This window comes from Salmonella sp. 741265050_HSA (assembly GCF_046569445.1).
Lineage (GTDB): Bacteria > Pseudomonadota > Gammaproteobacteria > Enterobacterales > Enterobacteriaceae > Salmonella > Salmonella enterica.
In genome coordinates this window covers 163,792-181,046 of record NZ_JBKFSV010000003.1, presented here as the reverse complement: position 1 = coordinate 181,046, position 17,255 = coordinate 163,792, and the positions used below count along the sequence as shown (strand labels likewise).

The 17,255-nt window shown below is 51.8% G+C and carries 18 protein-coding genes; 8 read left to right on the top strand and 10 right to left on the bottom strand.

All coding sequences use genetic code 11. From position 1 onward, the window contains the following. Positions 1-6: 6 nt before the first annotated feature. From ACLD4F_RS09190 to avrA, 4 genes are all read left to right on the top strand, one after another. Complete coding sequence (locus ACLD4F_RS09190; RefSeq protein WP_000612177.1) at positions 7-459, top strand: type III secretion system effector protein OrgC; 453 nt, start codon at positions 7-9, stop codon at positions 457-459. A 344-nt stretch (positions 460-803) separates the two neighbouring features. Further along, positions 804-1,691, top strand: a complete 888-nt coding sequence (hilC, locus tag ACLD4F_RS09185) for an invasion transcriptional regulator HilC (RefSeq protein ID WP_079943977.1) — start codon at positions 804-806, stop codon at positions 1,689-1,691. 384 nt (positions 1,692-2,075) lie between these two features. Then, positions 2,076-2,831: a transcriptional regulator SprB gene (gene sprB, locus ACLD4F_RS09180; protein ID WP_079943978.1), complete on the top strand. Its 756-nt coding sequence runs from the start codon at positions 2,076-2,078 to the stop codon at positions 2,829-2,831. A 160-nt stretch (positions 2,832-2,991) separates the two neighbouring features. Then, the gene (gene avrA, locus ACLD4F_RS09175; protein ID WP_079944013.1) at positions 2,992-3,900 is read left to right on the top strand and encodes a type III secretion system YopJ family effector AvrA; all 909 of its coding nucleotides are present in this window, start codon (positions 2,992-2,994) and stop codon (positions 3,898-3,900) included. Between the two features lie 97 nt (positions 3,901-3,997). Here avrA and sitD read toward each other — a convergent pair whose 3' ends face one another. The 4 genes from sitD to sitA are packed head-to-tail and all read right to left on the bottom strand — an operon-like array spanning position 3,998 to position 7,429. After that, positions 3,998-4,846, bottom strand: coding sequence for an iron/manganese ABC transporter permease subunit SitD (gene sitD / locus ACLD4F_RS09170; protein WP_079943979.1), 849 nt, complete (start codon positions 4,844-4,846; stop codon positions 3,998-4,000). After that, complete coding sequence (gene sitC, locus ACLD4F_RS09165) at positions 4,837-5,697, bottom strand: iron/manganese ABC transporter permease subunit SitC (protein ID WP_001104336.1); 861 nt, start codon at positions 5,695-5,697, stop codon at positions 4,837-4,839. Before sitC ends, sitD begins: the two co-directional genes overlap by 10 nt. Beyond that, positions 5,694-6,515 carry an iron/manganese ABC transporter ATP-binding protein SitB gene (sitB, locus tag ACLD4F_RS09160; RefSeq protein ID WP_000083153.1) on the bottom strand — a complete coding sequence of 274 codons (822 nt, stop codon included), beginning with the start codon at positions 6,513-6,515 and terminating at the stop codon, positions 5,694-5,696. Before sitB ends, sitC begins: the two co-directional genes overlap by 4 nt. Beyond that, positions 6,512-7,429 carry an iron/manganese ABC transporter substrate-binding protein SitA gene (gene sitA / locus ACLD4F_RS09155; RefSeq protein WP_000182930.1) on the bottom strand — a complete coding sequence of 306 codons (918 nt, stop codon included), beginning with the start codon at positions 7,427-7,429 and terminating at the stop codon, positions 6,512-6,514. Before sitA ends, sitB begins: the two co-directional genes overlap by 4 nt. A gap of 181 nt (positions 7,430-7,610) precedes the next feature. On the opposite strand from sitA, the gene ACLD4F_RS09150 reads away from it, so the two are divergent. Beyond that, positions 7,611-7,955, top strand: a complete 345-nt coding sequence (locus ACLD4F_RS09150; RefSeq protein WP_001117944.1) for a nitrous oxide-stimulated promoter family protein — start codon at positions 7,611-7,613, stop codon at positions 7,953-7,955. 61 nt (positions 7,956-8,016) lie between these two features. Here the strand turns inward: ACLD4F_RS09150 and flhA are convergent, their stop codons facing one another. From flhA to hypA, 6 genes are all read right to left on the bottom strand, one after another. After that, positions 8,017-10,095, bottom strand: a complete 2,079-nt coding sequence (gene flhA, locus ACLD4F_RS09145; RefSeq protein ID WP_000122681.1) for a formate hydrogenlyase transcriptional activator FlhA — start codon at positions 10,093-10,095, stop codon at positions 8,017-8,019. A 218-nt stretch (positions 10,096-10,313) separates the two neighbouring features. Continuing rightward, entirely contained in the window at positions 10,314-11,324 is a 1,011-nt protein-coding gene (hypE, locus tag ACLD4F_RS09140) for a hydrogenase expression/formation protein HypE (RefSeq protein ID WP_001059962.1), read from the bottom strand. Next, positions 11,321-12,442 carry a hydrogenase formation protein HypD gene (hypD, locus tag ACLD4F_RS09135; protein ID WP_001212962.1) on the bottom strand — a complete coding sequence of 374 codons (1,122 nt, stop codon included), beginning with the start codon at positions 12,440-12,442 and terminating at the stop codon, positions 11,321-11,323. Before hypD ends, hypE begins: the two co-directional genes overlap by 4 nt. Then, complete coding sequence (gene hypC, locus ACLD4F_RS09130) at positions 12,442-12,714, bottom strand: hydrogenase 3 maturation protein HypC (protein ID WP_000334871.1); 273 nt, start codon at positions 12,712-12,714, stop codon at positions 12,442-12,444. The genes hypD and hypC overlap by 1 nt, the downstream gene beginning before the upstream one ends. After that, on the bottom strand, positions 12,705-13,577 hold the full coding sequence (hypB, locus tag ACLD4F_RS09125; RefSeq protein ID WP_000337631.1) for a hydrogenase nickel incorporation protein HypB: 873 nt from the start codon (positions 13,575-13,577) through the stop codon (positions 12,705-12,707). The genes hypC and hypB overlap by 10 nt, the downstream gene beginning before the upstream one ends. 68 nt (positions 13,578-13,645) lie before the next feature. Then, positions 13,646-14,002 carry a hydrogenase maturation nickel metallochaperone HypA gene (gene hypA, locus ACLD4F_RS09120; RefSeq protein ID WP_000544461.1) on the bottom strand — a complete coding sequence of 119 codons (357 nt, stop codon included), beginning with the start codon at positions 14,000-14,002 and terminating at the stop codon, positions 13,646-13,648. A gap of 209 nt (positions 14,003-14,211) precedes the next feature. On the opposite strand from hypA, the gene hycA reads away from it, so the two are divergent. The 3 genes from hycA (at position 14,212) to hycC (ending at position 17,253) form a co-directional block, all read left to right on the top strand. After that, positions 14,212-14,673 (top strand): formate hydrogenlyase regulator HycA, encoded by a 462-nt coding sequence (hycA, locus tag ACLD4F_RS09115; protein ID WP_000158075.1) that lies wholly within the window; start codon positions 14,212-14,214, stop codon positions 14,671-14,673. 145 nt (positions 14,674-14,818) lie between these two features. Then, positions 14,819-15,427 (top strand): formate hydrogenlyase subunit HycB, encoded by a 609-nt coding sequence (gene hycB, locus ACLD4F_RS09110; protein WP_001079164.1) that lies wholly within the window; start codon positions 14,819-14,821, stop codon positions 15,425-15,427. Continuing rightward, complete coding sequence (gene hycC, locus ACLD4F_RS09105) at positions 15,427-17,253, top strand: formate hydrogenlyase subunit 3 (protein ID WP_000097040.1); 1,827 nt, start codon at positions 15,427-15,429, stop codon at positions 17,251-17,253. The genes hycB and hycC overlap by 1 nt, the downstream gene beginning before the upstream one ends. The last annotated feature ends 2 nt before the right edge of the window (positions 17,254-17,255 follow it).

Here is a 17,255-nt window from a genome sequence, read left to right as displayed (position 1 = left end):
TATAAGGTGATACCGGGTACGATTCCGACTTCTTATTTGGTCCCGACAGCGGACACTGAAGCGACGGGTGTGGTTTCGTTGAGTGCCAGGGCCGCTATGCTGAATAATGTGGATAGCGCGCCTTTAAGCAATGGCGGCGACGTTGATCTTTATGATGCATTCTACCAACGACTTTTGGCGCTCCCTGAGTCAGCCTCTTCTGAAACGCTTAAAGATAGCATTTATCAAGAGATGAATGCCTTCAAAGATCCTAAAAGTGGTGATTCGGCTTTTGTTTCTTTTGAGCAGCAAACGGCTATGCTACAAAACATGTTAGCAAAAGTTGAACCGGGCACCCATTTATATGAGGCTTTAAACGGGGTATTAGTTGGTACAATGAATGCACAGTCACAAATGACCTCCTGGATGCAGGAGATTATTTTATCTGGCGGGGAAAACAAAGAGGCAATTGACTGGTGAACCCCCATTGCTGGCGATTTGTGATAAGGTATGGTGTATATATCAGCAAATAATGCAGAAAATGCACCATGCCAGTGTATCTATCTTATTGATACATATGGGTTATTAAGATATCTACCAGGCGTTTTATCCTGAAAGGATTATATTAATATTGTAAGATTTCATTACAAAATTGTGCATAAAGTTTGTAAGAGTATCTTTTTGTGACGAAATGAACGCGCTTTGGAATGTAATTATTGGCTATAATAATAAGAAAATCGGATTTAAATCATCTCTGTGAGTTTTAATTATTTGTTTATAAGAATATAACGATTTTAAGTTCCTTATAGCACACAGGATAAAATATGGTATTGCCTTCAATGAATAAATCAGTTGAGGCCATTAGCAATAATCACCTTCAACCGCCGAAAAAATTTCCATTAATAAATGGATTAGCTGACGTAAGAGACTATTATGTCGCAAACTGCTTATTGATTAAACTTAATAAAGGCAGTTTGCGAATTGAAAACGAATTTGGAGCGTTCATCGAACAATCTGCACCGTGTTTATTTTTATTGGAAAAAGATCAAACAATCACGCTTAGTATGAGCGAAATAGAAGGGCATATTGATTTTTCTTCACTGGAAGTTTCCTATGATTTAATGCAAAAATTCTACAAAGTTTTTTACAGTACAAGAAACTATAATGATCGAGAGCTATCATTAAAAACGAAACCAAAGCATTTTTTCCATGCGGACTTGTTGCCAGGGATGAGTGATACTTTTGACTCTATTTTGCATGGTGTGGCATGTCCACGGGTTTGTAGTAATGTGAGTATTGATGATCATGATTATTCATATTTCTCATTGATGTATCTTATATCGGCATTTGTACGTAAGCCCGGTGGGTTTGATTTCCTTGAGCGAGCAATAAAAATTACGACAAAAGAGAAAGTTTATAACATTATTATCAGCGATCTCACCCGCAAATGGTCACAGGCTGAGGTGGCAGGAAAGCTGTTTATGAGCGTATCAAGTCTGAAGCGAAAACTGGCCGCTGAAGAGGTGAGTTTTAGCAAAATATACCTGGATGCTCGTATGAATCAGGCTATAAAATTATTACGTATGGGGGCTGGAAATATTTCACAAGTCGCGACGATGTGTGGCTATGATACGCCTTCTTATTTTATCGCTATTTTTAAACGGCATTTTAAGATTACACCGCTTAGCTTTATGCGTACGATGAACCATTGATTTGTGAAATTATTTTAAACGTTACTATCTGTTTGCGTTACAGATACCAAATATTTCTTTAATCGTAGTGTATATTTCAGTATCGCTACACCAGTGATATATAGTTAATGAAAGGGAATCGAAAGCGTTCATTGTCAGACATACATGGCCACCAGGCGTCGGGCAATCGTTGTACTCTAAGAGATTACAGTAAAGTAAAACAGCAAATTTAATCATTATCAGATTTGTAAAAGGAATTCATTTCGGTAACGACATTGCGCATGTAATAACGTATCTGGTCTTATTACCTTTGTAGTAAGAAGGCGTTATCTACTTGCGCAGTAGTCGCCCAGGAAGAAAAATTATTACCGAAGCTGTGGTCAGTTTTCAAAAAAGGATAAATAAATGAGAAATGTAATTATATACGGTATTAACTGGACTAATTGTTATGCCCTTCAGTCTATTTTTAAGCAAAAATATCCGGAAAAGTGCGTTAAAACGTGTAACTCATTAACCGCACTTTTGCATTCTCTATCCGATATGCCGGACGCCGGGCTGATTTTAGCTTTGAACCCGCATGAGCATGTTTATCTTTTTCATGCGTTGCAGACGCGGTTGCAGAACCGTAAAGTTTTGGTAGTGGCAGATCGCTTGTATTATATCGATCGCTGTGTGCTGCAATATTTTGGCGTTATGGATTATGTTTTAAAAGACGAACTATCCTGCGCTATCCGCTCGGATCGAGAGAAGCTCCGTCTTCCGGAAGCCTGGCTGCGTTTCTGCCACAGGCCACAAAAGAAAACCGTGGCTACTACGTATGCTTTTAATGCCGGCGAGACGCCGGAAGAGGTATTGTTTAATATCAATCAATACGCCTGGTGGAATCTACCTCCCGGCGTCACTCAGGCGAAATATGCGCTGCTGATATTATTATCCTCCGGACATCCGGCAATTGAACTGGCGAAAAAATTTGGTCTGGGAACAAAAACCGTCAGTATTTATCGTAAGAAGGTTATGTATCGTTTGGGGATGGACTCTTCACCGCTATCGCTGTTCCGGGGACTGAAACTAGACGCGCATTTACAGCGCACTGCTTTTGCACATAACCCTGGTGTACTTGACGATAATTGCGCGTTACCGATTGCGGTAGGAATGAATTAAAATATTTTTTATCATTTATGACCATGTGTTGAGCTTTTATTATAAAAAAGATTTTTTGAGTAGTAATTCTTATATATAATCATCTGGAGGTGATTGGTTGCCTGGCTCAATCATTGAGGCATATTTTTGCGGGCAATATATTGAATCTGAAAAGTTAAAGATGATATTTTCGGTGCAGGAGCTATCATGTGGAGGGAAAAGTATGCTAAGTCCTACGGCTCGTAATATGGGGGCGAGTTTATCGCCTCAGCCTGACGTCAGCGGGGAGCTAAACACCGAAGCATTGACCTGTATTGTTGAGCGTCTGGAAAGTGAAATTATAGATGGCAGCTGGATTCATATCAGTTACGAGGAAACCGATCTCGAAATGATGCCTTTTCTTGTTGCACAGGCCAATAAGAAGTATCCAGAGTTAAATCTTAAATTTGTTATGTCAGTCCATGAGCTTGTTTCCTCTATAAAGGAGACCAGAATGGAAGGCGTTGAATCTGCCCGATTTCTCGTAAATATGGGAAGTTCAGGTATCCATATTTCAGTCGTCGATTTTAGAGTTATGGACGGAAAGACATCGGTGATTTTGTTCGAACCAGCAGCGTGTAGCGCTTTTGGACCTGCTTTACTGGCGTTGAGGACCAAAGCAGCTCTTGAACGTGAACAACTGCCTGATTGTTATTTTGCTATGGTCGAGCTGGACATTCAACGAAGCTCTTCTGAATGTGGTATTTTTAGCCTGGCGCTCGCCAAAAAACTTCAGCTTGAATTTATGAACTTAGTAAAAATTCATGAAGATAATATTTGTGAACGTCTGTGTGGTGAAGAACCTTTTCTCCCGTCCGATAAAGCAGACCGCTATCTGCCGGTGAGTTTTTACAAACATACTCAAGGCGTACAACGATTAAATGAATATGTGCAGGCCAATCCGGCGGAGGGAAGCAGTATAGTAAACAAAAAGAATGAAACGCTTTATGAGCGATTCGATAACAATGCCGTTATGCTAAACGATAAAAAACTCTCTATATCCGCTCATAAAAAAAGGATAGCTGAATATAAGTCTTTACTTAAACCGTAATGAAATTATGAGGTTGCCTGCCAGAGGAAATCCTTCCAGCGCCATAAAAGTACTCTATATTATGACCGTATGTTTCCTGAATAGCAGGCAAAAAGTGTTAACCTTGCGCCTCTGGTACGATTTCATTACGCCTGTCGCGCCATGTTGCGTAAATAAATGCCGCAATAAACACGATGGCAAATAATACCACGATGGTCGGCGCTGGCGCACTATCAAGATAAAAAGACAGATAGACGCCCGTAAAAGCGGTAATAACTGACAGACTCACCGCTAATCCCAGCGCGCGCGCAAAGCGTCGCGTCAGCAAAATGGCAATTGCGCCGGGGGCGATAAGCAATGAAATCGACAGAATAATACCCACCGATTTCAGCGTGGCGACGATAGTCAGCGCAATCATACATAGCAGGCCATAATGCAGTAGCGTGGTATTCAGCCCGCTGGCTTTCGCCTGGTGCGGGTCAAAAGCGTGTAGCAGGAGATCTTTCCATTTCAGCCCAATGATTAACGCAATACCCAGTGCAATAACTGACGTTTGTACGATATCCCCCAGCGATACGCCCAGCATATCCCCAAACAGGATGTGATCCAGATGCACTTCCGATTGAATAGAAACATAGAGCACCAGACCTGCGCCAAACATCCCGGAAAAGACGATGCCCATCACCGTATCACGTTTGATGCGGCTGTTATCGTCCAGATAGCCGGTCGCGATAGCGCAAAATAATCCGGCAATGAAAGCGCCAATCGCCAGGGGGAGCCCCACAATATATGCCAGCACGACCCCGGGGAATACCGCATGACTCATTGCGTCTCCCATTAACGCCCAGCCTTTTAACACTAAAAACACGGACAGCAAGGCGCAGGGAATCGCCACAATGACTGAAACCATAAGGGCGTTCACCATAAAATCAAACTGAAAGGGTTCCAGTAACGTTGTTAAGAACATGTCGGCTCCTTCTGCAGGCGGGCGCGTCGACGGTTGGCTAACAGACCGTGTTTCGGGGCGAAAATAAAGGCCGTGATGAACAGTAAGGTTTGCATGACGACAATAATTCCGCCAGTGGCGCCATCCAGCCAGTAGCTAAGCCATGCGCCCAGAAAACTGGTCAGGCTGCCAATCACGACGGCAATCATGAGCAGACGTGGAAAACGGTCGGTGAGTAACCAGGCCGTCGCGCCCGGCGTGACGACGAGACAGATCACCAGGAACGCCCCAACGGTTTGCAGGGCCGCCACGGTAGAGACGGACAATAGAGTGAAAAACAACAGCTTTAGTCGACCCGGATTAAGCCCGATAGAGCGCGCATGGGTTTCATCGAAAAAGACGACCATCAGATCTTTCCACTTTAACAGCAGAATCGTCAGCGAGACTGCGCCGATAATCGCCAGTTGCGCAATATCCGCTGGCGCGATCGCCAGCACGTTGCCGAGAATAATCGTCTGGATATTCACCGACATCGGATTGAGCGACACCATAAAAAGGCCGACGCCAAAAAAAGAGGAGAAAATAAGCCCGATAATCGCGTCTTCTTTCAGGCGTGAGCGTTGGTTAAGAAAGAGCATACTGCCTGCCGCCAGTCCGCCGGAAAGAAACGCGCCGAGCGAGAAGGGCAGCCCTAACATCCAGGCGCCAGCGACGCCAGGCACAATAGAGTGAGATAGCGCATCGCCAATGAGCGACCAGCCTTTGAGCATCAAATAGCAGGAGAGAAACGCGCACAGACCGCCCACCATCGCGGAGACCCACATCGCGTTGAGCATATACTGGTAGCCAAACGGCTCAACAAGCCAGTTCATGACGATTTTCCTCCGCTGGCCACGCGCCGGGAAATAAAGGGGCGCTCGTCATCGGTGATGATGTGCTCTTCGCCTCCGCTTAGCGCGATATGACGTAGAACGCCGCTAAACGCCTGTTCCAGATTCGCGGCGGTAAACGTGGTTTCGGTAGGGCCGCTGGCCAGTACGGTTCCTTTAATCATTACCGTATAGTCGCAAAACTCGGTGACGGAGCCGAGATTATGCGTTGAGACCAGCATCGTGCGGCCTTCATCGCGCAGTTCCCGTAGTAGATCGATGATTCGCGCTTCGGTTTTTACATCCACGCCGGTAAAAGGTTCATCCAGCAGGATTACCTGTCCATCCTGAGCGATGGCCCTGGCAAGAAACACACGTTTTTTCTGCCCGCCGGACAGCTCGCCAATCTGCCTGTGACGATACTCCTGCATATCTACCCGCGCCAGCGCGGCGTCAACACAGGCGTGATCATGCGCAGTGGGACGGCGTAGCCAGCCCATATGGCCGTAGCGTCCCATCATCACCACATCTTCTACCAGCACCGGAAATGACCAGTCCACTTCTTCTGATTGCGGAACATAAGCAATGAGGTTTTTTTTCAGTGCCTTGTTGACTGACTGTTGCAGGATAGTGATATCGCCCTGCGCAAGATGCACAAAGCCCATTAACGCTTTAAATAACGTAGACTTACCGGAACCATTTACGCCTACCAGCGCGGCGATTGAACCGCCAGGCACCTGAAAAGTGGCGTCCCGTAGGGCGGTATGACCGTTGCGATACGTCACCGTGACTTGATCAACGGTAATCGCAGATTGACTCATTGTTGACTCCTCAGTCCGTCGTTAATGCCGTTGACGATGGTTTCGGTCGTGACGCGCAGCAGATCCAGATAGGTTGGCACAGGGCCGTCAGCGGCGCTCAGAGAATCGACATACAGCACGCCGCCATAATGCGCGCCGGATTCACGCGCGACCTGGCGGGCGGGTTTATCGGAAACCGTACTCTCGCTAAAGATGGCGGGAATATGGTGCTTTTTAATGGTATCAATCACTTTACGCACCTGTTTTGGCGTCCCCTGTTGATCGGCGTTAATTGGCCAGAGATAAAGCTCTTTCATGTCATTATCGCGCGCCAGGTAAGAGAACGCGCCTTCACTGGTGACCAGCCAGCGCTGATCGGCGGGAATTTTTTCCAGCTCGGCACGCAACGGATCGGCCATCTGGCGAATTTTCGCTTTATAGCGTTCGGCATTTTGCTTATAGATCTGCGCATTATCCGGATCGTACTTCACCAGGGCGTCGCGAATGTTATCGACATAAATCAGCGCGTTTTCTGCCGACATCCAGGCGTGCGGGTTCGGTTTACCGTTATACGGGCCTTCGGTAATGCCCATCGGTTTGACACCGGTGGAGACGACGACTTCCGGCACGCCGGAAAGGTGCTGATAAAAGCGGGCGAACCATCGCTCCAGGTTCAGACCATTCGCGAGGATAAGCTGCGCCCCCTGCGCTCGTTTAATATCGCCGGGCGTTGGCTGATACTCATGGATTTCAGCGCCGGGTTTGGTAATCGAGCTGACTTCCGCTGCGTCGCCCGCCACGTTTTTCGCCATGTCGGCAATAACGGTAAACGTGGTGATGACTTTAAATTTCTCTTTTGCATAGGCTGGCGATAGCGCGAGTATCGCGACAATACCGGCAATCAGGAGTGTTTTCAGACGATGTAGATTCGTCATAGTATCCCTCGCAACAATGTGGTTAATTAATCATCGAATATAGCCTTTGCTATGTTATATAGCACAAGGCATGAATAAATGAAAATAATTCTTATTTGCGAAATGGCGACGATATGCAGTGATAGTGCTAAAGAGGGATAAGGTGTAAAATAAATACACCTTAATGTTCGGAGAGAGCACGATGCCTGGTAAACGTATCGCTCGTGAAAAACTGACGATCAAAAAAATGATCGCGCTGTATGAAAGCCAGTGCCCACAGGCGTCAGCGGTGCAGGGGCATTACGAGGCGCTATTCGCCTACGCGCAAAAACGTCTTGATAAATGCGTATTTGGCGAGGAAAAACCCGCCTGTAAGCAGTGCCCGGTGCACTGCTATCAGCCGGCTAAACGCGAGGAGATGAAGCAGATTATGCGTTGGGCAGGTCCGCGAATGCTTTGGCGACACCCTGTCCTGACCGTGCGGCACCTTATCGACGATAAGCGCCCCGTTCCGGAATTGCCGGAAAAATATCAGCGCAAGAAGTGAAGGGGAAGCGCCAGGCCTACGGCGCGCATCATCTCCAGGCCGGATCAGATCCGGCAACCCGTTACGCTAACGCGTCTTTATCAATACCCAATCGCTTCATACGCGACAGCAGGGTGGTTCGTTTAAGCCCCAGACGCTGCGCCGCGCCTTTTGGTCCAGCCACTACGCCATTGGTCTCTTTCAGCACGCGTATAATAAGCTGATATTCATCTTCGCCTTCTTTGGCGCTTTCAGTCGCAACAGGCGAGGTATCGGGCGTTACGGCGGTAATATCCGGCAGCGACAGTTGTAGCACATTGCCGCGCGTCAGCAGCACGGCGCGCTCGACGACATTCTCCAGCTCGCGAACGTTCCCCGGCCATTCCATGCTGCTGAGCGTGCGCAGCGTTTCGGCGGGAATGCTGTCGATATTACGCCCCATTCGGCGGGCGATTTTGAAAGTGAACGCTTTGACCAGTAGTGGAATATCTTCCGGACGTTCGCGTAACGGAGGAAGTTGGATCGGAAAAACATTCAGCCGATAGTAGAGATCGTTACGGAATTCGCGATCGGCGACCATTTTTTTCAGATCGCGGTTAGTCGCGGCGATCAGCCGCACGTCGGTCTGGATCAGTTTATTGCTGCCGAGACGTTCAAACTCTTGCTCCTGAAGGACGCGCAGTAGCTTAGGCTGTAGCTCCAGCGGCATGTCGCCCACTTCATCCAGAAACAGCGAGCTTTTATCCGCCAGCTCGAAACGGCCAATCCGCTGCGCGCTGGCGCCGGTAAACGCGCCGCGCTCATGACCAAACAAATCGCTTTCCAGCAGCCCCGCCGGCATCGCGGCGCAGTTCATCTTTACCATCCTGCGCCCGCTACGTCCGCTCAGGTTGTGAATGGCGCGGGCAATCAACTCTTTACCGGTTCCCGTTTCGCCCAGAATCAGCACGGTACTGTCGCTCTGCGCCACCATCTCAACCTGCTTTAGCACGTTGTACATCGCTTCGCTGCGCCCGATGATCTCGCCAAACTCGCTGTCGACGTTATTAAGCTGCTCCGTGAGCGCCAGGTTTTCGTCGACCAGGCGTTCCTTCAGTCGGTGGATTTCCTGATAGGCCAGCGCATTATCCACGGCAATGGCTACTCGTTCGGCAATCTGACGCAGCAGCTTGAGGTTGGCGGTGGTAAACACTTTTTCTTCGCACTGGGCCAGTTTGAGCACGCCAAGCATCGTCTTGCCGGACATCAACGGCAGCAGGCAAAGCGTCTGGATCTGATTGCCCCAGGTATCGAACAGCATGCGTTCGTAGGGGGCAAGCGGATCGCGTTCGTTGAGGTTGATAAGCAGCATCTCTTTACTTTTAAAGACGCGCTCCGTGAGCGTGCCGGCTTCGTCGACTTCGCTCTGTTCATGCGCCGGATGATGCTCATCAAGGTAGTGGGTGGAGTAGATATTCAGCTTATTTTTGCGATGGCTGCGCAACACGATGCTGATCGCGTCGATATTGAAATAGTGGTGGATCTCTTTTGCGACTTCGCTTACCAGCTCATCAATATCCAGACGCGACAGGACGGCGTTGGTGATCGCAACCAGAATACGGAAGTTATCGCGTTCGCGGCACAACAGATCATAATCGACATTATTGTTTACCCGGTTTTGAATTTGCTCGGCGACCACGCCGACAATTTGGGTAAACGTATGCAGACGGTCATATTCCTTTTCACTCCAGGGGCGATCTTCCTGACGGATGAATTCGCAGCCGCCGAAAATACGGCCCTCCGCGGCTAAAGGAAGCAGACAGTAATGACCAAATTCCGGGTAGAGGCCGCTCGCGGCAAGCTGCGGCCAGGTTTCGGTAAACTCATGGAAATTACAGTGCAATGCATCGGGGCGAGAAAGGATGCGACGTACCGGGCCGTGCGCCAGTACGGTTTCATCTTCATATTCAACAGGACGGCCATTTTCTCGCGTCGCATAATATTGTGCGCGTTGCGACAGCGCCTGCCATAGCACAATGCCGGCGCTGTCGGCGAGCGCTGAACGCTTTACCAGTTGCGAAAGCGCTTCACTGAGCGACGCCAAATCGGGCTGCTGCAATAAGGTACGAGTGATATCGAACAAGCCTTGCTGTCCAAGATCGCTCATGGGTGTATACGACATGTTGCTTATCCAGGAAAATACCGCAAAACGGTGCGAAAACGGTAAATGAATTATAGGTATAAGTCGTAAGTTATTGCCGGATGGCTGACCGCAAACTCGCTGGTCACACACTCCGTAGGCCTGATAAGCAAAGCGCCATCAGGCGTTAATGCAGCGTTAATGCCGGATGTCGACGCAAATGCGTCTTATCCGGCCTACAGTATGCTGCCAACAGGCTGCTAGCATATACGAGGTAATGGTTCGGCGTGTGGCAAATCAAGGGTTCGCTTCACGCCATAGAGTCCGGCTAAGCGAACGCCTTTGCGTTCCACGACTTCGCCAATCAGCGCTGCATCACGTCCCAGCGGATGCGCGCGTAATGCCGCCAACGCCCGATCTGCGGCCTGCCGTTCAACGGCAATCACCAGTTTTCCTTCGTTGGCAAAGTTCAGGGCATCCAGCCCCAACAGCTCGCAGACGCCGCGCACGGCAGGTTTGAGCGGCAGTGCGGATTCGGACAATTCAATACCGTAACCGCAGGACGCCGCAAACTCATGGGCGACCGCATTCACGCCGCCGCGCGTGGCGTCACGCAATGCCTTCACTCCGTCAATATGACGCAGCGTCTGAATAAGCGGCGTTAATACTGCGCAGTCGCTCGCCAGCTCGCCATCCAGTCCCAGTTGCTCACGCAGGTTGAGGATAGTGGCGCCGTGATCGCCAAGCGTACCGCTGACTAACAGCACATCGCCAACGCTCAGCGTTTGCGCGCCCCAGCGAATATCGGCGGGAATCGCCCCCATGCCGGCAGTGTTGATAAATAATTTGTCCGCCGCGCCGCGCTGCACAACTTTGGTGTCGCCGGTTACAATGGCGATACCCGCTTCCCGCGCGGTCGCCGCCATGCTATTGACCACGCTTTTTAACGTCTCCATCGGCAGCCCTTCTTCAAGGATAAAGCCGCAGGAGAGATAGCGGGGGATCGCGCCGCTCACCGCAACGTCGTTCGCCGTACCGCAAATCGCCAGTTTGCCGATATTGCCGCCGGGGAAAAAGAGCGGATCGATCACATAGCTATCGGTAGAAAACGCCAGACGGTCGCCCTCCGCCGTCAGTTGCGCCAGCTCCAGACGCGCCTGATCTTCTTGTTCCGCCAGCCACGGGTTGGCAAAGGCCTCCATAAACAGGCTATTAATCAACTGTTGCATAGCCTGGCCGCCGCTGCCGTGGGCGAGTTGTATATTGTTCAAACTTCACACTCCTGCTGACGATACTGATACCAGGCGGCGCATGCGCCTTCGGAAGAGACCATCAGCGCGCCGAACGCGGTCTCTGGATTACATGTTTTACCAAATAGCGGGCACTGATGCGGCTTGCATCTGCCGGTCAGCACTTCGCCGCAGCGGGCGCGCGGATCGTCATAGACCTGCTGTGGCGCTGGGCGGAAATGCGCTTCGGCGTCAAAGCGCTGATACTCTGGCGTCAGGTGGACGCCGGAGGATTCAATCACGCCCAGACCGCGCCACTCGCTATCGCCATTAACGCAGAACACATCGGCGATGGCCTGCTGCGCCAGCATGTTTCCGGCATCCGGCACCACGCGACGGTATTGGTTTTCAACCTGGCTTAGGGCCGCTATTTTCTGCTCAACCAGCATGACCACGCCTTGCAGTAGATCAAGCGGTTCGAATCCAGCCACCACCAGCGGGCGATTAAAATCGGCGGCGATAAACTGGTACGCCTCGGTGCCGATGACCATGCTGACGTGGCCTGGCGCAAGAAAGGCGTCAATGCCGTTGTCCGGCTGCTCCAGTAGGCTACGCAGCGTCGGGATCAGCGTAATGTGCTGGCAGAAAAAGTAGAAGTTTCGCACGTCACGCTGTTTTGCCTGCTGTAGCGTGATGGCTGTGGTCGGCATGGTGGTTTCAAAGCCCAGCCCGAAAAATACCACTTTGCGGGTCGGGTTATCCTGCGCCAGCTTCAGCGCGTCCATCGGAGAGTAAACAATACGGACATCCGCGCCGCGCGCTTTAGCCTGCAACAGAGAACCCTGTTTCCCCGGCACGCGCATGGCATCGCCAAAGGTGCAGAAAATCACCTCCGGATGGCTGGCGATTTCCACGCAACTGTCGATGCGTCCCATCGGCAGCACGCAGACCGGACAACCGGGGCCGTGAATAAATTCCACGTTTTCGGGCAGTAACTGATCGAGACCAAATTTAAAAATTGCGTGGGTATGACCCCCGCAGACTTCCATAATGCGCAACGGACGTTCGGCAGTGTAAGGAAGAAGGGCGGCGCGTTCACGCAGGTGTTCAATGAGCTGCATTACCTGTTCCGGCGCACGGTACTCGTCAACAAAACGCATTATCTCTCCTCACCATACAGCAGTGCGCCGACGTCCGGCTCAACATCAAACATATTTTGTAGCGCGTCGAGCGTGTCGCGCGCTTCCGCTTCGTTAATGACGCTCATGGCGAATCCGACATGAACCAGCACCCACTGACCCAGACGCGGCTGACCGTTTTCATCACAACTGCCGACTAATGTGAGATCGACGTCGCGCTGAATGCCGCAGACGTCAACTTTTGCCTGATTGCCGTCAATGGCGCGGATTTGACCCGGCACGCCTATGCACATCGCTGCGCCTCCAGCCAGGCCAGCCACTGATCCATGCCTTCGCCGCTGGTGGCGGAAATCAGGATAATTTCAATCTCCGGGTTCACTTCACGCGCGCTGGCGATGCACTTCTCAACGTCAAAATTGAGGTAGGGCAGCAGATCGACTTTATTGAGCAGCATGAGCGACGCAGCGGCAAACATATGGGGATATTTCAGCGGCTTATCTTCACCTTCGGTCACGGAAAGCACTGCGACTTTATGCTTTTCGCCCAGATCGAAGCTGGCCGGGCAGACAAGATTACCGACGTTTTCGATAAACAGAATACCATGGTCATCCAGCGGCAGGCGCGGCGCGGCGTCGGCGATCATTTGCGCGTCAAGATGGCAGCCTTTACCGGTGTTGACCTGAATGGCGGGCGTGCCGGTAGCTCGGATGCGGGCGGCGTCGTTCACTGTCTGCTGGTCGCCTTCAATCACCGCGCACGGTACACGGTCTTTCAATTTCATCAGCGTTTCGGTCAGCAGGGTGGTTTTACCGGACCCGGGGCTGGACACCAGGTTGAGCACCAGTTGCTGGCGGGCGGCGAAACGGGCGCGGTTGCGCTCAGCCAGACGATTATTTTTGTCCAGCACGTCGATTTCAACCTCCAGCATCCGCCGCTGACTCATACCAGGCGCGTGGGTTCCGGCTTCGCCGTGGCCGTAATGCAGATCGCCTTCTGCGGTCTGACTTGGGGCAAAGTCAGGCTTTTTAATGCCGGTAATATTCAGCGCCGGGCGAGCCGCTGGGGCAAAGGGCGCGCTACGAAACGCTGAGTGCGGATTATGTTCATCGCCTTCTATATAAAGGTTGCCTTCAGCGCAACCGCAAGTCGTACACATCGCTTACTCCTGATCTTTTTCTTGTTACAGGCTTTCTGCCGAATGGCGACGCGAGCGTCTATCCGGCATTAATCTTCAGTTTCATCAATCTCTATGCGCCGAATTTGTAAGCCGTCATCGGCCACAATTCGCAGCGTATCGCTATGACATTGCGGACAACGACGTACACGGTGGGTTAACAACGTGACATATTGTTGACAATGCTCACACCAGCATTCGGCTTCCTGTTCTTCGAGGTGCAGTTTACAACCTTCTGCTATCGTGCCGCGGCATACCAGATCAAAACAAAAGGAAAGAGCGCTGGTTTCCACGCAAGAAAATGCGCCAATTTTGATCCAGACGGCTGTCACACGTTTTGCACCGTATGCTGAAGCCTGTTGTTCAATCAATTCCAGTGCCCGTTGGCAGAGGGTGATTTCGTGCATATCGCCTCCCGTAGTGGTTGCCCCTGTAAGGCAATATTTATGCCAATATTTTTATCCCCTGGCAGGTTAATGTCGACGATGACGAAATGACATGTCGTCACCGCGTCGAAACGGCAGTAACTGCGCTCGTCTGCCATTAAAAACAATAAGTTAAAAATTGGCATGGAAAATGCTTAACGCAGGCATCTCTGTTAAACGGGTAACCTGACATGACTATTTGGGAAATAAGCGAAAAGGCCGATTACATCGCGCAACGGCATCGTCGCCTACAGGACCAGTGGCATATTTACTGCAACTCGCTGGTTCAGGGGATCACCCTCTCGAAAGCGCGCCTGCATCACGCAATGAGCTGCGCGCCGGAAAGGGATCTTTGCTTTGTCCTGTTTGAGCACTTTCGTATTTACGTCGCGTTGGCGGATGGTTTTAACAGCCACACCATTGAGTACTACGTTGAAACCAAAGATGGCGAAGATAAACAATTGATTGCACAGGCGCAGCTCGATATCGACGGCAAGGTTGACGAACGGGTTAACAACCGCGATCGCGAGCAGGTGCTGGAGCACTATCTGGAAAAAATCGCCAGCGTTTACGACAGCCTCTATACCGCTGTAGAAACCAACTCGCCGGTTAATTTGCGTCAATTGGTAAAGGGAAACAGCCCGGCGGTATAAGCCTGAGGTGTTGCCCGCTTTGATTCTCGATATGGCGTTGCGCCATGTCATGAATGTTTTGGGGATGGGCGTGTCGATAAGTGTCGAAAATGACATTTCAACGGCATGTTTTCGTCAAAAATGACAATCACCTGAGGAATGCCTGGTGAATCGTTTTGTAATTGCTGACTCCACTCTCTGTATCGGCTGCCACACCTGTGAGGCCGCCTGTTCAGAGACGCATCGCCAGCATGGCCTGCAGTCAATGCCGCGCCTGAAAGTGATGCTGAATGAAAAAGAATCTGCGCCGCAGCTTTGTCACCACTGTGAAGATGCGCCATGCGCCACGGTATGCCCGGTTAACGCGATTAATCGCGTTGACGGCGCTGTCCAGCTTAATGAAAGCCTGTGCGTGAGCTGCAAACTGTGCGGTATTGCCTGTCCGTTTGGCGCTATTGAGTTTTCCGGCAGCCGTCCGCTGCATATTCCAGCGAACGCCAATACGCCGAAAGCGCCGCCCGCGCCGCCAGCGCCTGCGCGCGTCAGTACGTTGCTCGACTGGGTGCCGGGCGTACGCGCTATCGCGGTGAAATGCGACCTGTGCAGCTTTGACGAGCAAGGCCCGGCCTGTGTGCGGATGTGCCCGACTAAAGCGCTACACCTGGTGGAGAACACGGATATCGCCCGCGCCAGCAAACGTAAACGTGAGCTGACGTTTAATACCGATTTTGGCGATCTCACCTTGTTTCAGCAGGCTCAGAGTGGGGATGCATAATGAGTTCACTTTCACTGATTACTAGCGGCGTCGCGTGGTTTGCCGCCGCCGCCGTTCTGGCGTTTCTGTTTTCGTTTCATAAAGCGCTGAGCGGCTGGATTGCCGGTATCGGCGGCGCGGTCGGCAGCCTGTGTACGGCAGGCGCGGGGTTCACCGCGCTGACCAGCGCCGTTACGGTGAGCGGCGTGATGCCGTTTACCGGTCACATGCTGCAAATTACGCCGCTGAATGCTATCTGGCTGATTACGCTGGGGCTGTGCGGCCTGTTCGTCAGCCTGTTCAATATCGACTGGCATCGCCATCCACAGGTAAAAGCCAACGGACTGTTGATCAACCTGCTGATGGCGGCAGCCGTCTGCGCCGTGGTCGCCAGTAACCTGGGGACGATGGTGGTGATGGCGGAAATCATGGCGCTCTGCGCCGTGTTCCTCACCGGCGGTAGCAAAGAGGGCAAACTGTGGTTTGCGCTGGGCCGTCTCGGTACGCTGCTGCTGGCAATCGCCTGCTGGCTGGTGTGGCAGCGCTACGGCACGCTGGATCTGGGGCTGCTGGATCAACGTGCTCAGCAACTGCCGCTGGGCTCCGATATCTGGCTGCTCGGCGTTATCGGCTTCGGTCTGCTGGCCGGGATTATCCCGCTACACGGTTGGGTGCCGCAGGCGCACGCCAACGCCAGCGCTCCCGCCGCCGCGCTGTTCTCGACCGTGGTGATGAAAATCGGGCTGCTGGGCATTCTCACGCTATCTCTGCTTGGCGGCAATGCGCCGCTGTGGTGGGGCGTGGCGCTGTTGGTGCTTGGGATGATCACCGCCTTTGTCGGTGGTTTGTACGCGCTGATGGAGCATAACATTCAGCGCCTGCTGGCCTATCACACGCTGGAAAATATCGGCATCATTTTGCTCGGTCTGGGCGCAGGCGTTACCGGGATTGCTCTCAATCAGCCGGTACTGATCGCGCTGGGTCTGACCGGCGGGCTCTATCACCTGCTGAACCATAGCCTGTTCAAAAGCGTGCTGTTTCTGGGCGCGGGCAGCATCTGGTTCCGTACCGGTCATCGCGATATCGAAAAACTGGGCGGTATTGGTAAACGGATGCCGGTTATTTCTATCGCCATGCTGGTCGGTCTGATGGCGATGGCTGCGTTGCCGCCGCTGAACGGCTTTGCCGGCGAGTGGGTGATTTACCAGTCCTTCTTCAAACTGGGCAACAGCGGCGCATTTGTTGGTCGTCTGTTAGGACCGCTGCTGGCGGTTGGCCTGGCGATTACCGGCGCGCTGGCGGTGATGTGTATGGCGAAAGTTTACGGCGTGACGTTCCTTGGCGCGCCGCGCACGAAGGAAGCTGAAAACGCCAGCTGCGCGCCGATCCTGATGGGCGTCAGCGTGGTGGCATTGGCGATTTGCTGCGTACTGGGCGGGGTTGCCGCGCCGTGGCTGCTGCCGATGATTTCCACTGCGGTACCGTTGCCGCTGGAAACCGCGCACACCACCGTATCGCAGCCGATGATCACGCTGCTGTTGGTCGCCTGTCCGCTACTGCCGTTCATCATTATGGCGATGTTCAAAGGCAACCGTCTGCCGTCGCGTTCTCGCGGCGCGGCCTGGGTGTGCGGCTACGACCATGAGCAGTCAATGGTGATTACCGCGCACGGTTTTGCCATGCCGGTGAAAGAGGCCTTTGCCCCGGTACTTAAACTGCGTAAGTGGCTCAACCCGGTATCGTTGATTCCGGGCTGGCAGAACGCGGCGGCCGCGGTGCTGTTCCGTCGTCTGGCGCTGATTGAGCTGGCGGTGCTAGTGGTGATTGTGGTTTCACGAGGAGCCTGAAA

Excerpts from the sequence above, each read along its gene's own strand:
- hilC (WP_079943977.1), top strand. The coding sequence starts at position 804 with ATGGTATTGCCTTCAATGAATAAATCAGTTGAGGCCATTAGCAATAAT.
- sprB (WP_079943978.1), top strand. The coding sequence starts at position 2,076 with ATGAGAAATGTAATTATATACGGTATTAACTGGACTAATTGTTATGCC.
- avrA (WP_079944013.1), top strand. The coding sequence starts at position 2,992 with ATGATATTTTCGGTGCAGGAGCTATCATGTGGAGGGAAAAGTATGCTA.
- sitD (WP_079943979.1), bottom strand. The coding sequence starts at position 4,846 with ATGTTCTTAACAACGTTACTGGAACCCTTTCAGTTTGATTTTATGGTG.
- sitC (WP_001104336.1), bottom strand. The coding sequence starts at position 5,697 with ATGAACTGGCTTGTTGAGCCGTTTGGCTACCAGTATATGCTCAACGCG.
- sitB (WP_000083153.1), bottom strand. The coding sequence starts at position 6,515 with ATGAGTCAATCTGCGATTACCGTTGATCAAGTCACGGTGACGTATCGC.
- sitA (WP_000182930.1), bottom strand. The coding sequence starts at position 7,429 with ATGACGAATCTACATCGTCTGAAAACACTCCTGATTGCCGGTATTGTC.
- ACLD4F_RS09150 (WP_001117944.1), top strand. The coding sequence starts at position 7,611 with ATGCCTGGTAAACGTATCGCTCGTGAAAAACTGACGATCAAAAAAATG.
- flhA (WP_000122681.1), bottom strand. The coding sequence starts at position 10,095 with ATGTCGTATACACCCATGAGCGATCTTGGACAGCAAGGCTTGTTCGAT.
- hypD (WP_001212962.1), bottom strand. The coding sequence starts at position 12,442 with ATGCGTTTTGTTGACGAGTACCGTGCGCCGGAACAGGTAATGCAGCTC.
- hypC (WP_000334871.1), bottom strand. The coding sequence starts at position 12,714 with ATGTGCATAGGCGTGCCGGGTCAAATCCGCGCCATTGACGGCAATCAG.
- hypB (WP_000337631.1), bottom strand. The coding sequence starts at position 13,577 with ATGTGTACGACTTGCGGTTGCGCTGAAGGCAACCTTTATATAGAAGGC.
- hypA (WP_000544461.1), bottom strand. The coding sequence starts at position 14,002 with ATGCACGAAATCACCCTCTGCCAACGGGCACTGGAATTGATTGAACAA.
- hycA (WP_000158075.1), top strand. The coding sequence starts at position 14,212 with ATGACTATTTGGGAAATAAGCGAAAAGGCCGATTACATCGCGCAACGG.
- hycC (WP_000097040.1), top strand. The coding sequence starts at position 15,427 with ATGAGTTCACTTTCACTGATTACTAGCGGCGTCGCGTGGTTTGCCGCC.